This window comes from Vreelandella venusta (assembly GCF_015689495.1).
GTDB classification, from domain to species: domain Bacteria; phylum Pseudomonadota; class Gammaproteobacteria; order Pseudomonadales; family Halomonadaceae; genus Vreelandella; species Vreelandella venusta.
Genome location: NZ_CP065135.1, coordinates 737,192 through 761,816, shown reverse-complemented (window position 1 = coordinate 761,816; position 24,625 = coordinate 737,192). Strand labels below are relative to the sequence as shown.

The 24,625-nt window shown below is 52.0% G+C and carries 22 protein-coding genes; 9 read left to right on the top strand and 13 right to left on the bottom strand.

Features of this window, described 5'->3' with window-relative positions; all coding sequences use genetic code 11:
• Nucleotides 1-95: 95 nt before the first annotated feature.
• Genes aroB through pilM form a run of 7 tightly spaced genes read right to left on the bottom strand, consistent with a single transcriptional unit; the run spans nucleotide 96 to nucleotide 6,607 of the window.
• Entirely contained in the window at nucleotides 96-1,202 is a 1,107-nt protein-coding gene (gene aroB / locus IR195_RS03680) for a 3-dehydroquinate synthase (RefSeq protein WP_125745751.1), read from the bottom strand.
• On the bottom strand, nucleotides 1,199-1,765 hold the full coding sequence (aroK, locus tag IR195_RS03675; RefSeq protein ID WP_038481630.1) for a shikimate kinase AroK: 567 nt from the start codon (nucleotides 1,763-1,765) through the stop codon (nucleotides 1,199-1,201). Before aroK ends, aroB begins: the two co-directional genes overlap by 4 nt.
• Nucleotides 1,765-3,804: a type IV pilus secretin PilQ gene (locus IR195_RS03670; protein WP_206048771.1), complete on the bottom strand. Its 2,040-nt coding sequence runs from the start codon at nucleotides 3,802-3,804 to the stop codon at nucleotides 1,765-1,767. The genes aroK and IR195_RS03670 overlap by 1 nt, the downstream gene beginning before the upstream one ends.
• Before the next feature lie 34 nt (nucleotides 3,805-3,838).
• Entirely contained in the window at nucleotides 3,839-4,360 is a 522-nt protein-coding gene (locus tag IR195_RS03665) for a pilus assembly protein PilP (RefSeq protein ID WP_125745747.1), read from the bottom strand.
• A complete protein-coding gene (locus tag IR195_RS03660) occupies nucleotides 4,357-4,983 on the bottom strand; it encodes a type IV pilus inner membrane component PilO (RefSeq protein ID WP_206048770.1) in 627 nt (208 codons plus the stop codon). The genes IR195_RS03665 and IR195_RS03660 overlap by 4 nt, the downstream gene beginning before the upstream one ends.
• The gene (locus IR195_RS03655) at nucleotides 4,980-5,549 is read right to left on the bottom strand and encodes a PilN domain-containing protein (protein WP_146944688.1); all 570 of its coding nucleotides are present in this window, start codon (nucleotides 5,547-5,549) and stop codon (nucleotides 4,980-4,982) included. The genes IR195_RS03660 and IR195_RS03655 overlap by 4 nt, the downstream gene beginning before the upstream one ends.
• A complete protein-coding gene (gene pilM / locus IR195_RS03650; RefSeq protein WP_206048769.1) occupies nucleotides 5,546-6,607 on the bottom strand; it encodes a type IV pilus assembly protein PilM in 1,062 nt (353 codons plus the stop codon). Before pilM ends, IR195_RS03655 begins: the two co-directional genes overlap by 4 nt.
• A gap of 193 nt (nucleotides 6,608-6,800) precedes the next feature.
• Here pilM and IR195_RS03645 point away from each other — a divergent pair, with 193 nt between their 5' ends.
• A complete protein-coding gene (locus IR195_RS03645) occupies nucleotides 6,801-9,329 on the top strand; it encodes a penicillin-binding protein 1A (protein ID WP_206048768.1) in 2,529 nt (842 codons plus the stop codon).
• 78 nt (nucleotides 9,330-9,407) lie between these two features.
• Here IR195_RS03645 and IR195_RS03640 read toward each other — a convergent pair whose 3' ends face one another.
• From IR195_RS03640 to IR195_RS03630, 3 genes are read right to left on the bottom strand one after another with little or no spacing between them, the layout of a single operon-like run.
• Nucleotides 9,408-11,420 (bottom strand): TRAP transporter permease, encoded by a 2,013-nt coding sequence (locus IR195_RS03640; protein ID WP_125745737.1) that lies wholly within the window; start codon nucleotides 11,418-11,420, stop codon nucleotides 9,408-9,410.
• Nucleotides 11,421-11,453: 33 nt separating this feature from the next.
• Nucleotides 11,454-11,966 carry a DUF1850 domain-containing protein gene (locus IR195_RS03635; protein WP_125745735.1) on the bottom strand — a complete coding sequence of 171 codons (513 nt, stop codon included), beginning with the start codon at nucleotides 11,964-11,966 and terminating at the stop codon, nucleotides 11,454-11,456.
• A 45-nt stretch (nucleotides 11,967-12,011) separates the two neighbouring features.
• The gene (locus tag IR195_RS03630) at nucleotides 12,012-12,971 is read right to left on the bottom strand and encodes a TAXI family TRAP transporter solute-binding subunit (RefSeq protein ID WP_206048767.1); all 960 of its coding nucleotides are present in this window, start codon (nucleotides 12,969-12,971) and stop codon (nucleotides 12,012-12,014) included.
• Between the two features lie 261 nt (nucleotides 12,972-13,232).
• Here IR195_RS03630 and csiR point away from each other — a divergent pair, with 261 nt between their 5' ends.
• The 8 genes from csiR to IR195_RS03590 all read left to right on the top strand — a co-directional run bounded on the left by csiR (nucleotide 13,233) and on the right by IR195_RS03590 (nucleotide 22,094).
• Nucleotides 13,233-13,922 (top strand): DNA-binding transcriptional regulator CsiR, encoded by a 690-nt coding sequence (gene csiR, locus IR195_RS03625; protein WP_038481603.1) that lies wholly within the window; start codon nucleotides 13,233-13,235, stop codon nucleotides 13,920-13,922.
• 83 nt (nucleotides 13,923-14,005) lie between these two features.
• Complete coding sequence (locus IR195_RS03620; RefSeq protein WP_125745731.1) at nucleotides 14,006-15,184, top strand: acyl-CoA dehydrogenase; 1,179 nt, start codon at nucleotides 14,006-14,008, stop codon at nucleotides 15,182-15,184.
• A gap of 26 nt (nucleotides 15,185-15,210) precedes the next feature.
• Nucleotides 15,211-16,425, top strand: coding sequence for a CaiB/BaiF CoA transferase family protein (locus IR195_RS03615; protein WP_206048766.1), 1,215 nt, complete (start codon nucleotides 15,211-15,213; stop codon nucleotides 16,423-16,425).
• A 242-nt stretch (nucleotides 16,426-16,667) separates the two neighbouring features.
• Nucleotides 16,668-17,471 carry an EAL domain-containing protein gene (locus tag IR195_RS03610; protein ID WP_206048765.1) on the top strand — a complete coding sequence of 268 codons (804 nt, stop codon included), beginning with the start codon at nucleotides 16,668-16,670 and terminating at the stop codon, nucleotides 17,469-17,471.
• Nucleotides 17,472-17,713: 242 nt separating this feature from the next.
• Nucleotides 17,714-18,988 (top strand): 4-aminobutyrate--2-oxoglutarate transaminase, encoded by a 1,275-nt coding sequence (gene gabT / locus IR195_RS03605; RefSeq protein ID WP_171880169.1) that lies wholly within the window; start codon nucleotides 17,714-17,716, stop codon nucleotides 18,986-18,988.
• Nucleotides 18,989-19,236: 248 nt separating this feature from the next.
• Nucleotides 19,237-20,256, top strand: coding sequence for a TRAP transporter substrate-binding protein (locus IR195_RS03600; protein ID WP_241006789.1), 1,020 nt, complete (start codon nucleotides 19,237-19,239; stop codon nucleotides 20,254-20,256).
• A complete protein-coding gene (locus IR195_RS03595) occupies nucleotides 20,253-20,765 on the top strand; it encodes a TRAP transporter small permease (protein WP_206048764.1) in 513 nt (170 codons plus the stop codon). Before IR195_RS03600 ends, IR195_RS03595 begins: the two co-directional genes overlap by 4 nt.
• 24 nt (nucleotides 20,766-20,789) lie before the next feature.
• Nucleotides 20,790-22,094: a TRAP transporter large permease gene (locus IR195_RS03590; RefSeq protein ID WP_206048763.1), complete on the top strand. Its 1,305-nt coding sequence runs from the start codon at nucleotides 20,790-20,792 to the stop codon at nucleotides 22,092-22,094.
• Nucleotides 22,095-22,146: 52 nt separating this feature from the next.
• On the opposite strand, the gene IR195_RS03585 is transcribed toward IR195_RS03590, so the two are convergent.
• The 3 genes from IR195_RS03585 to dinB form a co-directional block, all read right to left on the bottom strand.
• Nucleotides 22,147-22,395: a YkoF family thiamine/hydroxymethylpyrimidine-binding protein gene (locus tag IR195_RS03585; RefSeq protein ID WP_125745725.1), complete on the bottom strand. Its 249-nt coding sequence runs from the start codon at nucleotides 22,393-22,395 to the stop codon at nucleotides 22,147-22,149.
• An 18-nt stretch (nucleotides 22,396-22,413) separates the two neighbouring features.
• Nucleotides 22,414-23,235, bottom strand: coding sequence for an alpha/beta fold hydrolase (locus IR195_RS03580; protein ID WP_125745724.1), 822 nt, complete (start codon nucleotides 23,233-23,235; stop codon nucleotides 22,414-22,416).
• Nucleotides 23,236-23,371: 136 nt separating this feature from the next.
• Nucleotides 23,372-24,418: a DNA polymerase IV gene (dinB, locus tag IR195_RS03575; protein ID WP_206048762.1), complete on the bottom strand. Its 1,047-nt coding sequence runs from the start codon at nucleotides 24,416-24,418 to the stop codon at nucleotides 23,372-23,374.
• Nucleotides 24,419-24,625: the final 207 nt, after the last annotated feature.

Sequence of the window (24,625 nt, the reverse complement as noted above, 5' to 3'; positions counted from 1 at the left end):
AGCCATGCGGCCTCTCAAGACTGCTTATCCTTACGGGCTGCCATATAGGCTGCCGATTGTTTATCTATATGGCCTATACGTTTAGATATTTAGTTTTAGCCGCGCGGATAGTGGTGAAGTAGCTCACGCAGCACATCAGGCGGCGTAGCATCACTGACGCAGGCATCACCCAGGGCATTGAGCAGCACCAAACGTAGACGAGTATCGATATTTTTCTTGTCCAACTTCATGCGGGCTAAAAAGTCCTCTACCGACATTCCGGCAGGCGCGGCTAGTGGCAGTCCAGCACTTTCGACAACCGCTTTAGCACGCGCGAGTGCATTGCTATCAATCCAGCCAAGCTGATGCGAGAGCGTTGCTGCCATCGCCATGCCTGCCCCAACGGCTTCACCATGCAACCAATTGCCATAACCTTGATGAGCTTCAATCGCGTGGCCAAACGTGTGCCCCAAGTTCAGCAGCGCACGAACGCCCTGCTCAGTCTCATCATCCGCCACAATGTCGGCTTTAATCTGGCAACTTTGAGCAATCGCTTCAGCAATCACCGCAGGTTCAACACTTCGCAGCGCCTGCATATGCTCTTCTAACCAACTTAGGAAGCGTTCATCACGGATTAATCCATACTTGATCACTTCAGCCAGACCTGCAGACAGCTCCCGGCTAGGCAGTGTGGCCAAGGTGTCGATATCTACGATCACGGCTTTTGGCTGCCAAAAAGCGCCAATCATATTTTTACCCAGCGGGTGATTAACGCCGGTCTTCCCGCCCACCGAAGAGTCTACCTGGGATAGTAACGTAGTCGGCACCTGAATAAAGGCAACGCCACGTTGATAAGCTGCTGCCGCATAACCAACCATATCGCCAATCACACCGCCCCCTAAGGCAATCAGCGTACAGCGACGATTGAAGCCTGCCTCTAACAGCGCATCCCAGATCCGGCTTACCTGCTCGATGGTTTTATATTGCTCCCCGTCAGGCAGCACTACCGTGCGAATATCTAAATGACTAGGCAGACCAGCACAAAGCGTTTCTAAATAAAGCGGTGCGATAGTCTCATTGGTAACGACCATCACCTGCTGACCCGCGAGATAAGGCTCCAGCATATTGGCGCGCTTTAGCAGCCCAACACCAATATGGATCGGGTAACTACGCTCCCCCAATGCGACGGTTAACGTACGCTGAGCACTTGTCATTTCAGTCATTGTGATACCTTTTTACTTTGAGCCCGCGCAATTTCCAGAGGGTCCACCATGCGATGGACACGACGCAGAATTTCGTTAACCACCGCACGAGGGCTGCGCCGATCCGTGCGCACCGTAATATCCGATGTCGCTCGATACAGCGGATCTCGTGTGGCGAACATGTCGTTTAGCACCTGTTCACGATTATCACACTGTAATAGCGGTCGATTTCGATCTTTAGCAGTGCGCTTCAGTTGCTGGTCAACGGTGGTCAGTAAATAAACCACGGCGCCTCGCTCCCGCAGAGCCCGTCGATTCTCTTCGCGCAGCACCGCGCCACCGCCGGTAGCTACTACCACGCCGGACAGCTGAGTGAGCTCGTCAATCATCTGACTTTCGCGCTGACGAAAGCCGGGTTCACCTTCAACGTCAAAAATCCAGGGGATATCCGCACCACAGCGGTCTTGTATGGCGTGATCGCTATCAAAGAACGAGCGTGACAACTCAGCCGCGAGTAAGCGGCCTATTGTGCTCTTGCCAGCCCCCATGGGGCCAATTAAAAAAATATTGGGTAACTCTTGCATCAGCGAACCGCCAAACCATCATCAAGTAGTCGTGGAGTAATAAAGACCAATAACTCTACCTTTTCATTGCTCTCTTCGGTATAGCGGAACAGCCGCCCCAGCCAAGGAATATCTCCTAGCAGCGGTGTTTTCGCTATTTGACTCAACTGCTCTGTTGTCAAAATACCGCCTAATACCACCGTTTGCCCATTATCGACCAGTACTTGGGTCTCTATCTGGTTGGTATCAATCGGCGGTTCACCGCCAAATTCACTTTCCCGGAAGCTATCGTTTTTAATCACTAAATCCATAATGATGCGGTTATCCGGAGTAATTTGTGGCGTCACCTCCAAGGAAAGCTCGGCCTCCTTGAACTCTGTATCAGGGTTTCCCTCTGTATCTACACTCTGAAAAGCACGCTCTTCACCTTGCCGAATAATAGCGGTTCGTTGGTTAGCTGTGATCACTCGGGGCTGTGATATCGTCTGGCTTTTGCCCTCACTCTCCAACGCGCGCAGCTCAAGGTCTAGCAGAACATCTCCCGATAGATAACCAAAACTAACCCCTGTGCTGGCGGCCGCCGTTGAGCCTAGGTCTACAGCAAGACCACCCTGGGCACGGTTAATGCCGTTAGGGTTAATGTTACGTCGAGAAAACGTACCATCATCGTTTTCTAAAAAGCCGCGGGTGCTCGACACACCCCAGTTAATCCCCAGCTCCTGGGACGCCGTATCCCGGGCAATGACAATTCTTGCCTCAATTTGCACCTGACGGACGGCGACATCCAAGCGATTCAAAGTAGCGATAATAGCGCGCACCTGCTCTGCCGTATCTTGTACCAGTAGCATGTTAGTACGCTGATCAATACTAACTCGCCCCCGGGCGGTTAACAGCCCAAAGCCATCGCCGCCACGCAACAGTTGAGCTAGGTCTTCGGCGCGAGCATATTTTATTTCAACAAACTCAGTGACCAACGGTGCAAGCGTTTGGCGCTGGTTGCGAGCTTCTATCTCTTGTCGTTCAAGAGCCGCTAGCTCGCTGGCAGGCGCCACAACGATCACATTACCCTGCTTTCGGCTTGCCAGCCCTTGGCTTTGCAAGATCAGCGCTAGCGCTTGATCCCAGGGAACATCGTTTAAGTTAAGCGTAATGCGTCCGGAAACGCTATCACTGGCTACTAGGTTCAGGCCAGTAAACTCTGCCAGGGTAGTCAGCACTGCACGCACTTCAATATCTTGAAAATTCAGGCTTAGCCGCTCTCCAGTGAAAGATATTCCCTGCTGTTCTGGCTGCTGTGTAACTTGGCTAACTGGCTGCACTTCAATCGTTAACGTACGCCCATTTTGCGATGAAACCATCGCGAAAGGGCCGTTAGTGTGCAGCTCCAGCCGCACATCACGGTCCCCAAGATAAGGGGTAATACGGCTAACCGGCGTCGCAAAATCGGTGACATCGTAAACCTGGTTAAACGCATTAGGCAGCACCACATTACGCAGCTCCGCTATAACGCTCCCCCCACTGCCTTCACGCACATGAGTAACCACACCAGCACGATCAAATGTGACCTCTAGACGTCCGGCACCATCGCCTCCACGCCGAAAATCAAGATTTTCAACACGCGGCCCCTGGAGAGACTCGGAAGTCTGGATAGCGTTAGCCGCTTGAGGTGTCGACGATACAGAACCACCTGATGCTAGGGTGACTATTAACTGTTCACCAATCGCTCGTGCCGTATAACCAAGAGGCGCATTCGAATCAACCACGAGACGCGTCCGCCCACTGCCTTCTAACACCGTCACTTGTTCTACAATACCACTACTAACGACGATACGGCGTTGGGCAATCGCACTTTGTGTCTCTGCCAAATCCAGCGCTAAACGAGGAGGTGCATCTAGTCGATAGCCGCTTAGCTGGGCAACGCCGCCACTGAACTGCAGCACTAGCTCTACGTCACCATTATTGGTTTGGCGCACATCGACATTAGTAAGCAGCGATGCCATGCAGACCGATGGCACGACCATAATTAATAACAGCAAGGTTCGACAACATATAGCAGCCATAAGCGATATCCATATCTGATAGCGAGTGAACAAGCTATTCTTCAAGGGTGAGCGTTATCTGGCGCTGTTGCCACCCTTGCTGAGGGCTAAAAACACGTTCAACAATAGTGATTCCCTGGGGGCCAATCTGGTTAATAAGACCGTTGTTAGTGCCTAAATAATCACCCTCTCGAACGCTAATCACCTCCCCCTCGGGAGGCTCGATCAATGCAACCTGCTGCTCCCCCATACGCAGCGTACCCACTAAACGCAATGACTGGAGTTGGAAACGTTCCAAAGGCTCTTGAGCGCGCGGCTGATCAGGAGCAAGCTCGCTCATTGCCTGCGCCACTGCTAATACGTTTTCGCGCACCTCCTGCGGCGCCAAGAAGGGACTGCGCGTATCACTAAAGCGATAATCAAGCGGCTGATACGCTGGCAAAGTCTCCATCACCTCGGGCGCTTTCCCATCAGCAGCATGACGTATGTCTGCAAGGGTTTGATCTAACCGCCCTAGCTGGGGGTCGCTGCAGCCAGCCAGGCCAGCAATACATAGCAGGACGACCAAACGCTTCATGGCGCAGCCTTGTTGCTATAGGTGCGTGCAAGCAGCGACATCCGTAACATGTTGCTACCCTGAGCAGCAGGCACTAGGGTTAAATCATGCTGGGTAATAATCCGCGCCAAATCGCTGATATCCGCAACAAAGTGTGCCAAAGCATGGTAATCACCGCGCACCTGTATATCCAAAGGGTGCTCAATATAGTGCGTGTTAATCACCGTAGGCCGCAAACGGATAGTTTCAATGGTAAGTCGATTCTCGATAGCAGCGTCACTGATACTATCTAATAAAGAAGGAATTTCTGCGCTGGTAGGCAGCATCGCCTGCATTTGCACCATTTGATCTTCAAGGCTAATCAACTGGCTGCGAATGTCCGACAGAGAAGCTGCTTCAGAAGCCTTACGTCGATACTCACCCAACAGACGCTCCTCTTGTCGCTGCTCTGCTGCCAGCGAATCGCGAACCTCACTCACCAGCCACCAGTTGATACCCAGTAGAGCAACTAAAAAAACAAGTAATGCTATTAGGGCTTTAAGCAGCCAGGGCCACCCACCCGCTTCTTTGATATCCAACGTCTGCCATTCAACGTTTCGCAAGTGCAGCCAGCTAATTTTAATGCTGTCACGAATAGACGTCATGGCGCTTTCTCCATGGAAACAGCTTCTTCAGGAGACAGTTGTCTTACCTCAAACTGAAAAACACGCAGACTGCCATCTTGGCCACTAGCAACTTCAGAAAATAGCGGTACGTCCAACCCTGGAATAGCTGCAATTTGGCGTAGTTGCTCAGAGACCTGGCGTTCATTGATGGCAACTGCTGAAAGTCTAACTCGCTGACCGCTACGAGACAGGCGCTGATAGACAACCCCATCCGCGACGCTAGCGGCAATATCGTTAAACAGCCTTACTGTACTTATGCGTTCGTTGTTAAGCATGTGAAACAGCGTCAGCTGCTCTTCCAAACGCTCAATATCGCCTTGGTAGCGTCGTACATCAGCGATTTCATTGCCTAGCTGCTCAATACGAGTAGAGATATGGGCATTACGCTGTTGCTGGGCAGCTAACTGCTGCTGGTAGAAGTGCAACACCACAACACCAGATGCCACGCCCAGCAGCAACACAAACAACATAACGCTATAAAACTGTCGCGTCTGTCTCGCTCGCCACCCCTCGCGCCAGGGTAAAAGATTAATATTAATGCTCATTGGCTAACTCGCATCGCTAACCCACCCGCCGTTAGCATCGCTGGGGCATCATTATTTAACGCTTCTTCACTTAGCCTTTTGTTAATGCGCAAACGTTGAAATGGGTTAGCAATACTTACCGACATGCCACTATCATCAGCAATACGCTCAGCGAGGCCTGGAATGACACTTGAACCACCCGCGAGTACCGTATGTTGTACTTCATGCTGACGACCGACAGTGTAATAAAGCTGCAGCGAGCGTCTCCCATGCTGTACCAGCGTGTCTAGAAAAGGAGTGAGCACTTTCTCTTGGTAGTCGTCTGGAAGACCGCCACGCTTTTTAGCAACTCCGGCCTCAGCGATGTTCATGTGGTAATAGTCGCGGATGTCCTCTGTTAGCTGGCGTCCACCAAACGCCGTATCACGGCTATAAACAATGTGCCCACCCCGCACGACATGGAAAGCGCTCATATTGGCCCCGATATCGAATAGCCCTACACAAGCAGCTGGATCATTTTCCACACTTGATTGCCTGCGCAGTTCGGCCAATACGCGCTCTAGAGCGAACGTCTCTACATCGACAGCGACAGGCTCTAGTCCCGCACGCTCTAGCGTTTCGGTCAACAGAGTCACGTCTTGCTGACGACACGCGACTAAAACAACTTCTTGCTGGCCTTCATCGAAAGGAGCAGGACCTAGGCACTGAAAATCAAACGCCACCTCACTGAACGGAAAGGGAATATAGCGGTCAGATTCGGCGATTATGCGCTCTTCGATTTCCTCTTCGCTTAACGAAGCAGGAAAAATAAGCGTTTTCGCAATAGCAGCGCTCGCCGGAACGGCCACTGCTGTTTTACGCGTAAGGGGCTTTGCGCGCTCGACCGTACGCCGGAGCACATTCGCCACTTCATTAATGTCGCGGATGCGGCGCTCAACAACGGCACCTTCGCGCAGCGGTTGAACAGCGTAGCTGTCTACTTGGTAGTTATCGTTATACTGTTTGAGCTCTAACAGCTTGACGGTTGCCGATGTGATATCGACGCCAATCAACCCTTTACCAGGCTTGAGTAATCGCATGTTTAGTTCGGCTCCGCCTGCCTATCGTGCGAATTTTGAGGTTACATGATTTTTAGTGAAGTCACACGCGAATGACATTACGGCATATCAACACTGGTGACTGCTGCCTCGCCTTCCTATAATGGCAACCAATTGCGTGATACGGTCGTTTAGTTACCGTGTCTGTTCTCCTTTTCACGGGTGCACTCTGTTCATGATGTTTTTTCGAACCCTCATCCTGTCACTTTTTTCGCTAATCGTTGCGCTCATTGGCGCCACCGTGTTGGCAGTGGTGGGTGCCGCTATCTATTTTTCCCCAGGCCTGCCTGATGTCCGTCAGTTGCAAGATTTCGAGCTACATACACCGCTTCGCATCTTCACCAATGATGGCAAACTCATTGGTGAATTTGGCGAAGAGCGCCGCATGCCCGTCGACTTTGCTGATATCCCACAGGATATGATCAACGCGCTGATCGCAGCGGAAGATGCCAGTTACTTTGATCATGCAGGCGTTGATCCTCGGGGTATCGCCAGGGCAGCGGTTGAACTGGTTCAGAGTGGCGGCTCCATTCAGTCAGGTGGCTCGACCATTACCATGCAGGTTGCGCGTAACTATATGCTGACGCTTGACCAGACGTTCACGCGTAAAATTCGCGAGATTCTGCTAGCCCTGCAAATGGAGCAGATTCTTGATAAAGACGAAATCTTCGAGCTCTACGTTAATAAGATATTTCTCGGTCATCGCGCCTATGGCATCGCAGCCGCATCAGAAACGTATTATGACAAGCCATTGACTGAATTAACGCTGGCTCAAACGGCAATGATCGCGGGACTTCCTAAAGCCCCCTCAGCCTTTAACCCACTGGCTAATTCTGAACGCTCGCTGATTCGCCGCAACTGGATTCTATTCCGCATGCGCGAGCTAGGGCATATCGATAATGAGGCTTACCTAGCGGCTGTACAGGAACCGGTGACAGCTCGTCGGCACTACACCCAAACCGAAGTCGACGCGGCTTATGTTTCAGAAATGGCTCGCCAATATGCCATCGAACGATTTGGAGATAAGGCGTATACCGGTGGCTACCGGATTTACACCACGATTGATAGCGAAATACAGCCCTATGCGCACCAAGCATTAGCAAATGGTCTGCTGGCTTACGACCTTCGCCATGGCTGGCGCGGCTCAGAACAGCAAGATATCGCAGCAAGCTTGGTAGAAGCTCAAGAGCAAACTGCTACTCAAGGGCTCGAAGAGGAACTTGCAGAATCACCGGAAATTCGTCAAACGGCCCGCCAAGCAGCTGAGCGCAGCCAAACACAAGTTGAGGGTGTCGATGGCGACGTCAGCAACTGGTTACAAGTATTAGAGCGCACACCCAACTATGGCCTACTTCAGCCGGCGATTGTGGTTGAGAGCAGTGGCCGTGAAATGCAGGTACTTACGCGCGGTGGCGAACTGCAAACGATTGCCTGGAGCGGCCTGAACTGGGCACGCCCCTATTTGAGCCCACGCAGTCGTGGTGCCGAACCAAGTAGCGCAGATCAAATTGCGGTTCGCGGCGACTTAGTCCGCGTGATTGAAAACGAAGATGGATCGCTACGCTTGTCGCAGCGCCCCGACGCCGAAGGTTCCTTGGTTGCACAAGATCCTCGCACTGGCGCTATTTTAGCCTTACAAGGCGGGTTTGATTTTAATGCCAGTAAGTTCAACCGTGCCATCCAGGCCCAACGTCAATCTGGTTCCATCTTTAAACCGTTCATCTATCTTGCAGCCTTAGAAGATGGCGGTATGAATGCAGCAAGCGTGGTCAATGATTCCCCCGTCGTACTAGACGACGGTAGTAATTCATTATGGCGTCCAGTCAATTCAAGCCGTGATTTCCTAGGCCCGATGCGCTTGAGAACAGCGCTTGCTCGTTCGCGTAACTTGGTTACCATTCGTGTGCTTCAAGCGACGGGATTGGATCATACTATTCGCTATCTAGAAGGATTTGGCTTCTCCCCCGACCGCCTACCACGCGGGCTGTCTCTCGCCTTGGGCAGCGCCAGTTTAACGCCACTGGAAATGACCAACGCGTATTCCGTTCTTGCCAACGGTGGTTTTCAGGTCGCGCCATGGTTTATCGAACGCGTAACGCGTAACGATGATGAGGAACTTGTTGATGAAGCAACGCCTCAGGTTGCCTGCCCTAGCTGCGCAGAGGGGCAGGAAACAGTTGAAATCGACGGCAAAGAGTACCCTGTAGCTGCTCGGGTCGCTGACCCTGCTGCTGTCTATATTCTGCGCGACATGCTGCGTGACGTCATTACGTCTGGCACCGGTCGTGGTGCTCTTAGCCTGAACCGCGACGATATCGTCGGCAAAACGGGCACCACCAATAACCAGCGTGATGCTTGGTTCGCAGGCTTTAACAGCGACTTAGTCACCACCGTATGGGTAGGCAAAGATAGCAACGAGTCCACCGCTGAATATGGCTCTAACGCAGCACTGCCTATCTGGGTTGACTTTATGGGCGATGCACTAGAAGGCACCCCCTCAGCGATCCCCGAACGCCCGGATACTGTTGTTAGCGCACGGGTAGACCCCTCCACCGGATATCGCTTGGCGGATGGTCAGTCAGGCGGCATTTCGGAGATTTTCCACCGTGACCATCTTCCCGGCTACCAGCAACGTCGCATTAGTCGTGAACTGGAAGAAGCGAGTGGCTCGCAGGGGTCTGGTACCGCAGAGTCCATTTTCTAAGCCGTACCTGCACAAAGCAAAAGCCCGGAAACCTAATGGTCTCCGGGCTTTTTTATGGCGTACATTAATGTCCTACGATTAGCCATTCATCGACAGACGTTCTCGCTTGCTGGCAAACCAGTTAGCACTAATCGCGGCAATCATCACCACTACCCCAGCCATTTCAGTTAGCAGATTCGGATAAAATACGCCAACGATAGCGCCGCCAATCGCCAAACGCGGTAGCCAAGACATTCTGGTAAACAGATAACCTTCAAGCGCGGCAGCAAACGCACACAGTGCCAGAATAGCAATCAGCGCATTCCAAACCACCACTGGCACGGGGCCACCGACAATGATTTCTGGATTAAACACCATAAATAGCGGAATTAAATAGAGACCTTTAGCAAATTTCCAAGCTTGGAAGCCAGTCTCCATGGGTTTACTGCCTGCAATTGCTGCCCCTGCAAAACCGGCCAGGGCGATAGGTGGCGTCACGTTAGAGTCCTGGGAGTACCAGAACACCACTAAGTGAGCAATCAGTAGCGGCACCCCAAATTCAGCGGTCAACGCCGGACCCACCAGTACAATCAAGACAATATAGCTCGCGGTAACCGGCAGCCCCATCCCCAAAATCAAGCTTGCCAGCAGTACCATCACCAACGCCAACACTAGGTTGCCGCCAGAAAAAGCCAGCATCATTGAGGAAAACTTCAATCCTAGCCCTGTCAGGCCCACAACGCCGACAATAATCCCGGCCACGGCACAAGCCATAGAAACCGCAACGGCATTCCGCGCCCCCAACTCCAGCCCCTGAGCCAGCTTAACCAGCCCCGCCCACACCACATCTTTGGTGCGACTCATGGTGACCGGCTGGCCTTGCTTGGGAGCAATAAAGAAGTACCAAAGCGCATAACGAAGCACCGCCACAGCGATGATAGTGACTACGGCGTAATAGCCAACGCGCATTGGCGACATACTCATCGCTAGCAGCCACACTAGCACCGCGAGAGGAAGCAGAAAGTGCCAGCCATCTTTCATAACTTGGCGCATTTGCGGCAGCTCGCTTTTCGCCAATCCCTGCATCCCCTGCTTCAATGCAATGATATGGACAAATAGATACACCGTTGCAAAGTACATAATCGCCGGCAAAATGCTGACTTTAACGATTTCCAAATAGGGCGTGTTGGTATATTCAGCAATTAAAAACGCCCCTGCCCCCATTAAAGGCGGCATAATTTGTCCACCGGTAGAAGCGGCTGCTTCTATTCCTCCCGCCTGCTTTGGCTGATAGCCCAGCTTTTTCATCAGCGGAATGGTAAATGCCCCGGTGGTCACCACGTTGGCAATCGCACTACCCGAAATAGAGCCCATACCCGCCGAAGCCAGCACGGCGGCTTTCGCAGGGCCGCCCCGCTGGCGACCAGTGGCCGCATAGGCCATATCAATAAAAAACTTGCCCGCGCCAGTGCTTTCCAAAAAGGCACCAAAGAGCACAAATATAAAGATGTAGGTCGCTGCAACTCCTAAAGGCAAACCAAAAATGCCTTCTTGTCCTAAATAGAGCTGCCCTGCGACGCGCTCCAAGGTATAGCCACGATGCTCTAAAATGCCGGGCATCCATTCGCCTAGCCATGGCAGTTCGCCCCTAGGCCCTGCAAATGCGTAAATAATGGCAAGCAGGCCAATCACCGTCATGCCAAACCCAACGGCTCGCCGACTTGCTTCCAACACAGTAACCGTCGCAATACAGGCCACTAAAATATCGGTGTCACTCCAGAAGCCGGCTCGATTGATAATCTCATCTAAAAAGAGCACCAGATAGCCACCGGTGGTTAAAGCCCCAGCAAAGAAAATTAGATCAATGCCCCACCCCAGTACTCCGCGTTTGCGCGTTGGCCCAAACACAGGAAACATCAAAAATGCCAGCAACATAATCAACGCTAAGTGAATACTGCGCTGATAGAAAAGCCCAAGGGGCTGGATACCAGCAGAATATAGCTGGAAGAGTGAAAGCCCCACCGCAACCACGGTGATACACCACAGAACCATGCGGGGCTGCATCGCATTCGCGCCGGGCATCACGACCGGCGGCGGAGTGGATTCGTTCATGAGCGTCCTCGGAAGCGTTAACTACTATCGTTTTTATTCACGCGGAGCAGTGCTAGGTGATAATAATTGGATAATCACACGTTGCCCGGCTGCGTACTCACTTAAACTCACCGGTGAATGCTCACCATTCGGCCACACCACTTGGTGATTGACGGCAGAAGAACCAACTCTTAATGCATAACGGTTATTTGCTACTGGCTCATGAATAGCATTAATCCAATAACCGCCCTCACCGTCTGAGACCTGCTCCCCACGACCAAATATATGACCAAGCCCTGCGGCAAAGTCTGGTTGATGACTACGTTCAAGTTGCATAACGCCTGCCGCATTGCGATAACAATCCAGTACCGTAAAGTGCTCAACAGAGTGCCGCCACTGGATACACCAGCGCCCTTCTGAAGGCACCAGCTCATCCACCAGAACATCGCCTTGTTCAGTCACTACAGCTAACCGCATAGACGCATTCGCCGAAGCGGGGGAAGCCCCCACTTCGGCGAGCGGTAGACATGCAAAAAGTAGCGCCATCAGTCGTTGTTGCCACTGCATGGCAATATCCTTATGGCAATGTCTTATGGCAAGACCCTTTAATCGTTAAGGGCGCAGACGATCAGGAATATCCGCTCCTACTTCTTCAAAGTAGCGAATCGCACCCGGGTGCAACGGCACAGGCGTAGAGTTCATGGTGAACTCAATGGTGGTGTCGTTGGCGGCAGGATGAACAGCAATTAACTCATCGGTGTTTTCAAACAGCAGTTGAGTCAGTTGGTAGGCGAGCTCTTCGTCCATATCAGAATTCACCACCAAGACGTTAGGAATACCGATAGTCTGAACAGACTCGTCCATACCGTCATACATACCCGCTGCCAGCTCGTAGGGCGCGAACACCGCCTCCGCCTCCTGTGCGTTGGCAACCTCTTCATCCGAGAGGCCGATCAAGCGGATATCACGGGTAGCGGCAAGGTTAAGAATAGAACTGGTGGGAGGGCCAACGCTCCAAAAGCCGGCGTCGATATCACCATCACGAATGGCATCTGCAGTTTCGTTAAAATTGAGCCGCTGAGGGGTAAAATCTTCATAACTAATGCCATTGGCTTCCAATAAGGCACGCGCATTTAGCTCAGTGCCACTACCTGGTGCACCAACAGACACCCGCTTCCCGGCCAAGTCAGCGATAGTCTCGATATCCGACTCAGCCAGCGTTACCAACTGCACTGCATTCGGGTAAACAGAGGCCAGTGCACGGGTGTTTTCAATCTGACGACCGTCAAAATCGCCACTGCCGTTATAAGCCTGATAAACCGTATCAGCCAGCGCTAGCGCCAAATCGGCGTCGACGCGCATGATCAGCCCCATATTTTCGACGGAGGCACCGGTAACCTCAGCCGTCGCCTGAGCGCCTTCAATATGGTTATTAATCATCTCAGCAAAGCCGCCGCCGATCGGGTAATAAACCCCGCCGGTACCGCCGGTCGCGATTGAAAGCTGTTGCGCACTGGCTGGCAGTGCAACAGCCAACATGGATGCTGCCACTGTATATTTGAGAGTTCGCATAAGCGGTTCCTCCGTCCTGTTGGACTTATAAGTATGGTTGACGATAAGGCGCTGTGAAGTCCCTGCCTCTGGTTACCGTAAACGGCAAGCAAACGCGGTGCAATGACGTTAGCACGGCATTAGCGTGAGATGCTAATGCAACGCTATGCGCTGATAAACCCTGTATAAATATCGTTACCTATGCCAAATGTCTAAAATTTATTGATAATAGTGATTAGTTAATGCAGATCGCCACGTCCAACGTTGGCCTAAGGAGATACCATGGAGCACGATGCGCCGCGCCCGAACCTAGCCATCAGTGCCTATCGCGCCCTGAAGCACGACATTATTCGCGGCCGTTATGCACCTGAAGAGAAGCTGCTAATGAGCCGCCTAAAGGAGTATTACGGCGCCAGTACCGGTCCACTACGCGAAGCGCTTTCCCAACTAGTTGCCGACCGCTTGGTGATTGCGATTAGCCAGCGTGGTTATCGCGTTGCCCCCATGTCGCTGGCCGAGCTGAATGATATTTACGACGCACGCGCTCAGTTAGAAGGTCTGATTTTGCGCCTGGCCATTGAGCGCGGTGACGACGACTGGGAAGCCAATGTCCTCGCCACTGCTCATCGGCTAGCTAAAGTGACTGAAGTAAGCTCCCCTGATGAGCTGCTCGATGGCTGGGATTTGCGCCATAAGGCATTTCATACCGCTATTGCTAGCGGCTGCAACTCGCCACACCTGTTACAGATGCGCGACACACTGTTTGATCAGGTAGAACGCTACCGCCACCTGTGGCTGCAGGAAACGGTGATGTCTCCCCAGGCACTTGAAATCAAAAGACAAGAGCATGCCGCCTTGGTAGACGTCATCCTGGCTCGTGATACAGAACAAGCGGCTAACCTCATGCGTGATCACTTAATGACGCCCGTGCCGATCATTACCCGTGTTCTCAAGGAACGTGGGATTAATTAAATTGTTTATTTTAAAATGTAGATATTTCAAGAAAACGACGATACATTGGATCATATCAAAATGACTATGTAGGAGTTCACGCCATGACCCGCTTCAACTGGGACGACCCGCTGCTGCTCGAACACCAACTCACCGATGAAGAGCGTCAAATTCGTGATGCCGCTCACGACTACTGCCAGGAAAACCTGCAGCCACGTGTGCTGAGTGCTTTTCGTGAAGAGCGCTTTGATCGTGAGATCATGAGCGAGATGGGCGAGCTTGGCCTGCTGGGTGCAACCGTCGCTCCTGAATATGGCGGCTCAGGCGTGAACCATGTGGCCTACGGACTGATTGCCCGTGAAGTAGAGCGCGTTGATTCAGGCTATCGCTCAGCGATGAGCGTGCAGTCATCATTAGTGATGTATCCGATTGAAGCCTATGGCTCTGAAGAGCAGAAGCATAAATACTTACCTAAGCTCGCCAGCGGAGAAATGGTCGGCTGTTTTGGCTTAACCGAACCTGACCATGGCTCAGACCCTGGCTCAATGATCACGCGGGCAGAAAAAGTCGACGGCGGCTACCGCTTAACCGGGGCCAAAATGTGGATTACCAACAGCCCGATTGCCGATATTGCGGTGGTTTGGGCAAAGTCCGCCGCCCACGATAATCAAATCAAAGGCTTTATTGTTGAGCGCGGTACCGAAGGCTTCAGCACCCCCAAAATTGAAGGCAAAGTGTCACTTCGTGCCTCCATCACCGGTGAAATCGTACTCGACAATGCCTTTGTCCCTGAAGAAAACCTATTGCCTAACGTTAGCGGTTTAAAAGGACCTTTCGGTTGTTTGAATAAAGCGCGTTTTGGCATTGCCTGGGGCGTTATGGGCACCGCTGAGTTCTGTTGGCATGCCGCACGCCAATACACCTTAGACCGCAAACAGTTTGGCCGCCCGCTGGCTGCAAATCAGTTGATCCAGAAGAAACTGGCAGATATGCAAACCGAAATTACTCTTGGCTTGCAAGCAGCGCTTCAAGTAGCACGCCTGATGGATAGTGGCAATTGGGCACCGGAGATGATCTCACTCATCAAACGCAACAACTGTGGTAAAGCGCTGGATATCGCTCGCCAGTCTCGCGACATGCACGGCGGCAACGGCGTTTCCGATGAGTACGGCGTTATTCGCCATATGGTGAACTTAGAATCGGTAAACACCTACGAAGGTACTCACGATGTCCACGCCTTAATCTTGGGCCGTGCCCAGACCGGCATTCAGGCATTTTTCTAAACGGCGAGCAACAAGTGAGGCACCTAATGAGCACAACAGCCAAGCCACTAGCAGGCATCAAAGTAATCGACATTTCACGCGTACTGGCTGGCCCGTGGTGCGGGCAAATGCTCGCAGACATGGGGGCTGATGTGATCAAGGTAGAGCGCCCCGTCAGCGGCGATGATACTCGCCACTGGGGCCCTCCATGGCTCTCTGGCAGTTCAGAGTCGGCCTACTATCTATGCGCCAATCGAGGCAAGCGCTCGGTCACCGTCGATATAGCCAAGCCGGAAGGCCAGGCATTGATTAAACAGCTCGTCGCCACCTCCGATGTGTTGCTTGAAAACTTCAAAGTGGGCGGTTTGAAAAAGTACGGCCTGGACTACGAGAGCCTGAAGATACTGAATCCTCGGCTTATCTACTGCTCAATCACCGGCTTTGGCCAGGAAAGCCCTTACGCACACCGCGCCGGTTACGACTTCATGATTCAGGCAATGGGCGGCATTATGAGCTTAACCGGCAAGCCTGATCATGAGCCCGGTGGTGGCCCCGTCAAAATCGGCGTTGCCTTTACCGATATTTTTACCGGCCTATATGCCGCCAACGCCGTGCTGGCAGCGCTTTATCAGCGCCGCGATAGCAACGTTGGATGCCATATTGATATGGCATTGATGGACGTGCAGGTGGGCGTACTGGCGAACCAAGCCCTTAACTACTTAACCTCCGGCCAAATACCTCAGCGGCTGGGGAATGCACATCCCAATATCGTTCCCTACCAAGCGTTTGCCACTGCCGATGGCCATATGATTGTTGCCGTCGGTAATGACGAGCAGTTTAAGCGCTTCTGCCAGGTAATTGATCAGCCGGCACTGCCGCTAGACCCAAGATTCGCCACCAACGGCGCACGAGTGCAGCACCGCACTGTATTGGCTCCTCTACTGGAAGCCGTATTACTAACGCAGAAAACCGATGAATGGCTGGCTGCCTTTGAAGCCTCCGGTGTTCCTAGTGGGCCAATCAACACCTTGGATCGCGTTTTTGACGACCCCCATGTTAAAGCACGTGGCTTGAAACAAACGCTCCCCCACAGCCAAGCAGGCCATGTCGACTTAGTCGCGAACCCTATCCGTATCAACGGCGAGTCCATCAGCGCCCAGACTCCCCCCCCTTCACTGGGCGAGCACACGCAACAGGTACTTGACGAGCTTGGCATTACCAGCGAACAGCGTCACGCTCTGCAACAAGCGGGCATTATTTAACACTCGTCCGTCTCCCACTTTGCGTATCTACTATCTACTTAGCGATTGATCTTAGCGCCCGCTCGGGCGCTTTTTTCGTCTCAGCCTTCCCATAAGCTTCTATACAAAACCTATATACAAAGTTAGCAAGCGACTAAACGCCTTTCCGCTATGATTAGATAGTTAAAAACTTTAAATTGACCGACAATGGCTAACGTAAATTGGTCAGAAGGTAACTTGGCGCGCTGCTATAGGGGGATTTCATGGGTCACTGCGCACGGGTAGACGGTAGCTGTAAGCGATGCGAGGGGGACCTTCCTTTTAATTTTACAATGGCTTTTCAACCGATTGTGGACGTGTCACTTGCTCGTGTGGTGACACATGAGGCACTTGTCCGAGGGCCTAATGGCGAATCTGCCTGGAGCGTTATTTCTCAGGTGACTGACGGTCTACTGTATCGATTTGATCAAGCTTGTCGCGTTAAAGCGATAGAGATGGCAAGCGCTTTGAATATGCCAACGGCGTTATCAATCAACTTCTTACCCAATGCTGTTTACGAACCGGAAGCCTGCATTCAAGCAACGCTTGATATTTCTCGACGCGCTGGATGGCCAATGGAGCGGCTAATTTTTGAAATCACTGAAACCGAACGCGTGCGTGACCGCCAGCACCTGCGCAATATCATCGAAGTCTATCGCGAGATGGGCTTTAAAACAGCCCTTGATGACTTTGGCAATGGCTATGCCAACTTAGATTTATTGACTGACCTAACACCGGATAAGCTCAAAATCGACCGTGAGCTGGTGATGAACTGTGATCATGATACGCGTCGCCAAGCGCTGCTCAATTCCATCATTTTGCTGGCGAAAGAGTTGAACATAACGCTTATTGCTGAAGGGGTAGAAACACGCGAAGAAGCATTATGGCTAGCGCGGGCGGGCATTGTTCGCCAACAGGGCTTTTTTTACGCCAAGCCGGCTATTAATTCCTTAGGCCCCGACCTAACCTTTCGATTATTAGACTTACGAGAAGAGGTGTGTGCAGACTTAAAAGCATCAAGCTACTGATGCAAACCGATTACCTGCTGCCTATTACCGATTATCTTTTAACTACTCTCCATTAACTACTATCTTTTAATCAGCGTCTTTTAACGACTGTCTGTCACCTGCTGTCTGTCATCTATCACCCATTACCTCCGTTTTATCGTCTATATAACGAATCTGAAGCAATGAAGATCGAACCTGTCACATAAGCAAGTGACACTGCACATTTCTCACAGGCAACATCCAACACCCAAAGGAGTTGAGCCATGAGCAACGCCGAGCTAAACGAACTGAAACAGAAGTATGTCGCCGCGGGTGCCGCCAGCCCCGCCACTGCTTTTGCGGATCGCGCTGAGAATGCTGAGATCTGGGACGCCGACGGCAACCGCTTTATCGATTTCGCGGGGGGGATTGGCGTTTTGAACGTAGGGCATCGTCACCCTAAAGTGGTTGCTGCGGTGAAAGCCCAGCTGGATAAGCTCATGCACACCTGCCAAACCGTGATGCCCTATGAGGGCTATGTAAAAGTTGCTGAAAAACTTAGCCACCTCGTACCAGTTCGCGGCCACGCCAAAGTAATGCTGGCTAACTCTGGTGCCGAGGCGTTGGAAAATGCCGTTAAAATTGCCCGTGCAGCCACCGGCCGCTCTAACGTCATTTGTTTTGACGGTGGTTATCACGGCCGAACGTTCTACACCATGGCAATGAACGGCAAAGTAGCTCCCTATCAAAGCGATTTTGGCCCGATGCCGGGCACGGTATTCCGCGCGCCTTATCCGGTGCCCTACCACGGCGTCAGCGAAGACGAAGCTATCCGCGGCCTGAAAATGACCCTGAAAACCGACGCCAACCCAAAAGATACCGCCGCGATTGTCTTGGAGCCGGTGCTTGGCGAAGGCGGTTTCTATCCTGCATCTAAAAGCTTCCTGGAGAAGATCCGCGAAATTTGTGATGAACATGGCATGCTAATGATCATCGACGAAGTGCAGTCTGGCTTTGGCCGCACCGGCAAAATGTTTGCCATTGAGCACAGCGGCGTTGAGCCGGACATCATGACCATGGCGAAAAGTATGGCTGACGGCATGCCAATCTCTGCGGTTGTCGGCACCGATAAGGTTATGGACGCCTCAGGCCCTAATTCTCTGGGTGGCACCTATACCGGCAGCCCTACTGCCTGCGCCGCGGCACTGGCGGTAATGGAAGTATTCGAGGAAGAAAACATTCTTGAGAAAAGCCGAGCGCTGGGTGAAAAATTAGCGGCGCGTTTTGGCGAGTGGCAAACCAAGTTCGACTGCATTGATAATGTGCGCAACATGGGCGCGATGGCGGCATTTGAACTGGTCTCGAACAAAACGGACCGTACGCCCAATCCGGAACTGGCCGCAGCGCTGTGTAAGAAAGCCCGTGAAGAAGGGTTGATCCTACTTTCCTGCGGCATGTACGGCAATACGATTCGCTTTTTGATGCCCGTCACCATTGAAGACAGCGTGCTCAACGAAGGGCTGGATATTATTGAATCCTGTTTGGAGTCGCTGATTTAAAAACTATTAGCACTAACATAGACGCCGCCCAATCGGGCGGCGTCTGGCTATTTCCTGTACACACAGTTCCTGTATACGCAGTACAAGAACTACGTGCAAGAACCAGCACAAGACCAAAACGTCCCCTCCCAGATCGATTTTAACAACCGTGTCGCCATCCGGTCCCTTCACGTCGCTATTAGAAATAGTTGGCTGGTCAATGACTGTAGTTTAAGAAATCTTCAATAATAAACAGTGGGGAAGATTGCATGATTTCTAAAACTACTATGAAAAACAGCAGTTTTAAACCGCTCAGTAAAGCGTCCATGGCGTTAGGCATGTTGCTGGTTAGCGGCTATTCCTATGCGCAATCAATCAGTATGGATTTTTCCAATGAGTATAACGCTACGTCAATACATGCTCAGGGAGATGCTTACTTTATTGATAAAGTAAAAGAGCTAACAGGTGGCGATATAGGTATTACGCTGCATACAGGGGGAGCATTAGGGTTTAACTCAGGTGACCACTTTTATGCTGTCGCTGATGGCGCCGTTGATATAGCTGATACGCTCTCGGGCACTATGAGCGGGATTGATTCCATTTTTTTACTCTCTTCCTTACCGTTTATTGTGGAAGATATTGAAGATGCACGACGCCTATATGAAATAGCCAAACCTTACTATGAAAATGTATTTGAAGATAATGATCAAATATTACTCTATGCATCTCCCTGGCCACCCAGCGGTATCTGGTCAAAAACAGCAATAGCCAATCAGAGCGATCTTGAAAACTTGAAAATCCGTACCTTTGACCGCAATGGAACGGAGACCTTTCGCAACGTGGGCGCCTCCCCCGTAAGTCTGTCGTGGGGCGATGTGGTGCCGCAGTTGGCGACCGGCGGCATCAGCGCGGTATTAACCTCGGCAGAAGCCGGTGCCAACGGCAGCTTCTGGGAGCATCAAGATCATTTTTCAGCGGTTCAATATGCCATTCCGCTTAATATGGTTCATATGAACAAGGCAGTATTTGATTCATTGAACGCTGAACAGCAGCAGGCCCTTCTTGAAGCAGCCAATCTGACCGACCAGCATAATTGGGCGGCGGTTGAGGTACGTACCGAAGAAAACTACCAGACGCTTAGCGAGCACGACGTAGCCATCAGTGATCCCGTCTCAGCTGATTTGCTGAATGCCCTCTCTGAAGCATCAACCAGCGTTGTTGAGAGCTGGCTTGAAAACACCGGTGATATGGGTCGGTCAATTTTGACTGAGTTCAGGGGCGAGCAATGATCATGCTAAAGAGCATGGAGCGCATCTCCATGCTACTTAATAGAGCCGGCGCAGTGATTGCCATCATGCTGATAGTTTATATGCTTGGGCATATTCTGTTGGAGATAGCACTGAGGTTTTTTGGCCACTCCACCTATATCCTGGATGAGTATATTGGCTATGCAGTCGCCACGATGTCTTTTCTGGGCCTCCCTTATGTACTTGAAAAAGGGGGGCTTATCAGAGTTTCCCTGCTACTTGAGCGTATCCCTGCGAATAGGCGGTGGCCGCTTGAGTTTTTCAGTAGCCTATTAACTGCCAGCTGCTTTTTATGGATATCTACGTTCTGGTTTCAGAATGTTCAGCGAAGCTTTAGCCGCGGTGTGGTCAGTGAAACACTCGCGGAAACGCCGATTTGGATACCTGAAGGCGCCATACTGATTGGCATGTGGCTGATCTCCTTTTCGCTTCTTGTCAGAGCCTTGAAAATACTGATGCTGCGCTCTCAGTACTTGCCTGTAACTGAATAAGATTTAACTGATGGGAAGTGACTCATGGATATTTTTTGGACGGCTATAGGCGTTGCGCTTCTGCTGCTTTTCTTACTGACCATGGGGACTTGGATTTTTGCCGCCATGCTGGCAGTTTCCATAGGTTCTCTCTGGCTGTTTGGAGATTTCAGTGCAGATCGCATTGGCCTGATTTTATCGCGAATTTTATACCGAGCTAGCAATAGCTGGGAGTTATCAGCCATTCCCTTGTTTATTCTCATGGGAGAATTAATATTTCGCTCTAATATCTCTGAGCGCCTGTTTAAGGGTCTGGTGCCGATTACCAGCCACTTGCCTGGCGGAATCCTGCATACCAACGTTTTGGGCTGCACCCTGTTTGCGGCAGTAAGCGGATCAAGTGCGGCGACAACCGCTACGATTGGTAAAATTACCACGCAAGAGCTGAAACAGAGAGACTACGACAGAAACCTATCCATTGGCTCATTAGCGGGTGCCGGTAGTCTGGGTCTATTGATACCGCCATCGATTGTAATGATCGTCTATGGTGTTCAGGCCGAAGTCTCCATCAGTCAGCTATTTATGGCGGGCGTGGTGCCCGGACTGTTGATAGCCTTTCTATACAGCTGCTATATCGGCTTGAGATCATGGATGGCGCCAGCTTTGGCACCCAAGAGTGTGATATCTGATCAGACGATCTGGCAGTCCTTCATATTACTGCTGCCCATATTGGTGCTGATCTCCATCGTGATTGGATCAATCTATAGCGGTATTGCAACGCCTTCAGAAGCGGCAGCGGTGGGTGTTGGGGCCACTTTGCTGCTATTAGGGTTTGAAAGACAGCTAAACATCAGGCTGTTTATTGATGCATTTCGTGGAACGCTCATAACGTCGATCATGGTATGTAGCCTTCTCATCGCGGCCACGCTTTTGTCCACGGCAATGGGGTATCTGCATCTTCCGCGCGAGTTGGCTGGATGGATTGCCGAGCAGGGCTTTAGCCCCATGGTACTACTGTTTGCCCTGGCCATTTTCTATATCGTGCTGGGGCTGTTCCTAGATGGCATTTCAATTACCGTGATGAGCTTGCCAATTACGCTGCCGATTGTCTTGCTAGCGGGGTTTGACCCCATTTGGTTCGGTATCTTTCTGATTATTATGATCGAGCTTGGACAAATTACCCCACCCGTCGGTTTCAATCTCTTTGTACTGCAAAGCCTGACAGGTGAAAGTATCAGCCGCGTAGCCTGGGCTTCGCTACCATTTTTCCTGCTCATGTGTGTAGCTGCACTGCTGGTCAGTATCTGGCCACAAATAGCTCTATGGTTGCCCAGAGTCATGGCCGGTTAAGCGCAGGTAGCCATCAAAAAAATGCCGCCCGGTCCAATCGGGCGGCGTTGCTTTAACGCGGGCGTCGGTCGCCTTCGAGGAAGTTAGCTGTAAAGACCGCTTTACCGTGAGTCTCGAACGACCACTTCATCACATCGCTTAAAGCGGTCATCACCGCATCGAATTCCCCGAACACTTGGGTACTCATTCGATTAGGGTGAACTTCTAATCCCGTGGCTTCCAAACGTTTTACCACGTCTTTCACCACTGGCTTAAAATCATCGGCCAGGGGGTAATAGCTTAGCTGTACGGAAAGATACATCCTGCCTCCTTATGCGCTTTATGCGCGCTTACTGGCTCCTTGTGAAAAGCTCTGCCAGGCCGCCAATATAGCCGCCCGTGTCTCATCAGGATGCTCCATAGGGAACATGTGGGTGCCGGGAACTTCGCTAGTAACTAACCCACGACGCTGAAGCCGCTTGACCCGTGTAGGGGTGAGTAAGTGCGACTCCTGCCCTACTACCAAGTGGACCGGCACACCGACTCGCCGTGGCAATCCCGACAGGTGATCCGGTAGGTGGCGAAAAATCTCTACCTCAATACCTGGGTCAAAGGTTAGCTCAGCGCTACCGTCATCCAGTAAGCGCGTACCTGCTTCAATGTAGTCGTTCAATGCCTCTGGGGTAAAGCGGCGAAATAGCCCTCGGCGTCGCAGCGAGTCAGCCATGGCTTCTCGGCTAGGCCACACACTGCGCCGCCCCTGGGTTTTACCAGCAGGGGTGATGCGATCCATAAAACCAAATCGCTTCGCCGCTTTCATCACCCAGGCATCCGGCCCCAGCATCAACGGCGGGTCAAGCATAATGACGCCGCAGAAGCGTTCTGGCTGCTTATCTGCCGCCATGGCCATCAGCGTACCGCCTAACGAGTGACCAACACCTAATAGCGGTGCGTCTGTAACCGGTAAATAGCTCAACAGCTCATCGACTAAATTGCCCCAGTTATGGTTCACCGGGTAGTCTGGGTGATGACCCAATCGATCTAGCGGATGGAGGTCAAACGACTCTGCCAGTGGTTCCAGCAGCGTGCGATAGCTTAAGCCAGGAAAGCCATTCGCATGGGCAAACACTAAACGAGGGCGTTGGGTGGCATGGGCAGACATGGTTAGCTCGCAGGATAAGAAGACAGAAATGCTACGTGGGGCACGCCACGCTAGCTAGTAAGCACAAAAACTATCATACGTCTGTTTTAACGCGCCTTTGTATGAGCGTCAATCGACATAAGTATTAACAGGCTAATTAAAACAGCGAGAGTTGCTGAACGGCGGCTTCTTCTGCCAAGCGGTAGCCCACACCTAGTAGCCGAACTGGCTTCTCCCCTCGCGCCCAACCAATAGTCAGCAGGGATTCGAATTGCTCCTGGTTGGGTGCGGGGTCGGCGTGCTCCACTGTCGTTTGGGTAAAGTCATTGAATTTTATCTTTACCATTAACCCGCGCACGGCGGGCGCGGGGTCTAGTCTGGCATAGCGCTGCTCTAAGTCGTTGAGCAGATCCGGTATCTGTTGGCGACAGGTTTCCAGGGTAGGTAAGTCCTGGGAGTAGGTTTGCTCGGTGCTGATCGATTTACGCTCACGATGGGTTTTCACCGGCCGCTCGTCGCGCCCAAAGCTAAGCTCGAACAGCCGATGCCCGAAGCGGCCAAACTGTTCGACCAGCTCGGTGAGCGGGCGAGCCCGCAAATCCGCACAGGTTTGAATATCCAACCCCGCCAATTTTTCAGCCGTGCGCGGCCCTACCCCGTGGATTTTCTTGACCGGCAGTTGCTGCACAAAGCCATCGATATCGTTCGGCGTGATCACAAACAGACCATCGGGTTTACGCCAGTCGCTGGCAATTTTGGCAAGAAACTTGTTGGGCGCGACGCCTGCCGAGACGGTAATGCCTACTTCCTGCTTAACCCGTTGGCGAATCGCTTCGGCCATGCGGGTGGCGCTGCCGTTGCACAGGGAAACATCAGTAACGTCTAAAAAGGCTTCATCTAGCGAGAGCGGTTCAATCAGTTCGGTCACATCGCGATAAATCGCAAACACTTGACGCGCCACCGCTTTGTATTTGGCCATATCACCGCGGATCACGGTCAAATGTGGGCAGCGTTTGAGTGCCTGCGCCATGGGCATGGCCGAATGGATGCCAAATTCGCGGGCGGGGTAGTTACAAGTAGCGACAACCCCGCGCTGCTCAACGCTGCCACCTATCGCAATAGGCACATCGTTAAGCGCTGGGTTGTCGCGCATTTCAACCGCTGCGTAGAAGCAGTCACAGTCGCAATGAATAATTTTGCGCACAGGTTGCCCTTGCCTCCGCCCTTACCTGTAAATAATCACAGTTTACCACAAGAGTGATGTGAGCAATGACATCACTGATGTGCTAGGCGGAACAGCTCTTCGCGGGGGCGCTGTGAACCCGTCCGTGGGCGCTACTTTCGCCATCTGACCGCCAAGGATGGCGGGAATGCCGGAAAAGTCGGGAACTGTTTTCCGGCCATGGCGAAA

Bases quoted from the DNA above. Each gene is read 5' to 3' on its own strand.
- aroB (WP_125745751.1), bottom strand. From the start codon at position 1,202: ATGACTGAAATGACAAGTGCTCAGCGTACGTTAACCGTCGCATTGGGG.
- aroK (WP_038481630.1), bottom strand. From the start codon at position 1,765: ATGCAAGAGTTACCCAATATTTTTTTAATTGGCCCCATGGGGGCTGGC.
- IR195_RS03670 (WP_206048771.1), bottom strand. From the start codon at position 3,804: ATGGCTGCTATATGTTGTCGAACCTTGCTGTTATTAATTATGGTCGTG.
- IR195_RS03665 (WP_125745747.1), bottom strand. From the start codon at position 4,360: ATGAAGCGTTTGGTCGTCCTGCTATGTATTGCTGGCCTGGCTGGCTGC.
- IR195_RS03660 (WP_206048770.1), bottom strand. From the start codon at position 4,983: ATGACGTCTATTCGTGACAGCATTAAAATTAGCTGGCTGCACTTGCGA.
- IR195_RS03655 (WP_146944688.1), bottom strand. From the start codon at position 5,549: ATGAGCATTAATATTAATCTTTTACCCTGGCGCGAGGGGTGGCGAGCG.
- pilM (WP_206048769.1), bottom strand. From the start codon at position 6,607: ATGCGATTACTCAAGCCTGGTAAAGGGTTGATTGGCGTCGATATCACA.
- IR195_RS03645 (WP_206048768.1), top strand. From the start codon at position 6,801: ATGATGTTTTTTCGAACCCTCATCCTGTCACTTTTTTCGCTAATCGTT.
- IR195_RS03640 (WP_125745737.1), bottom strand. From the start codon at position 11,420: ATGAACGAATCCACTCCGCCGCCGGTCGTGATGCCCGGCGCGAATGCG.
- IR195_RS03635 (WP_125745735.1), bottom strand. From the start codon at position 11,966: ATGCAGTGGCAACAACGACTGATGGCGCTACTTTTTGCATGTCTACCG.
- IR195_RS03630 (WP_206048767.1), bottom strand. From the start codon at position 12,971: ATGCGAACTCTCAAATATACAGTGGCAGCATCCATGTTGGCTGTTGCA.
- csiR (WP_038481603.1), top strand. From the start codon at position 13,233: ATGGAGCACGATGCGCCGCGCCCGAACCTAGCCATCAGTGCCTATCGC.
- IR195_RS03620 (WP_125745731.1), top strand. From the start codon at position 14,006: ATGACCCGCTTCAACTGGGACGACCCGCTGCTGCTCGAACACCAACTC.
- IR195_RS03615 (WP_206048766.1), top strand. From the start codon at position 15,211: ATGAGCACAACAGCCAAGCCACTAGCAGGCATCAAAGTAATCGACATT.
- IR195_RS03610 (WP_206048765.1), top strand. From the start codon at position 16,668: ATGGGTCACTGCGCACGGGTAGACGGTAGCTGTAAGCGATGCGAGGGG.
- gabT (WP_171880169.1), top strand. From the start codon at position 17,714: ATGAGCAACGCCGAGCTAAACGAACTGAAACAGAAGTATGTCGCCGCG.
- IR195_RS03600 (WP_241006789.1), top strand. From the start codon at position 19,237: ATGATTTCTAAAACTACTATGAAAAACAGCAGTTTTAAACCGCTCAGT.
- IR195_RS03595 (WP_206048764.1), top strand. From the start codon at position 20,253: ATGATCATGCTAAAGAGCATGGAGCGCATCTCCATGCTACTTAATAGA.
- IR195_RS03590 (WP_206048763.1), top strand. From the start codon at position 20,790: ATGGATATTTTTTGGACGGCTATAGGCGTTGCGCTTCTGCTGCTTTTC.
- IR195_RS03585 (WP_125745725.1), bottom strand. From the start codon at position 22,395: ATGTATCTTTCCGTACAGCTAAGCTATTACCCCCTGGCCGATGATTTT.
- IR195_RS03580 (WP_125745724.1), bottom strand. From the start codon at position 23,235: ATGTCTGCCCATGCCACCCAACGCCCTCGTTTAGTGTTTGCCCATGCG.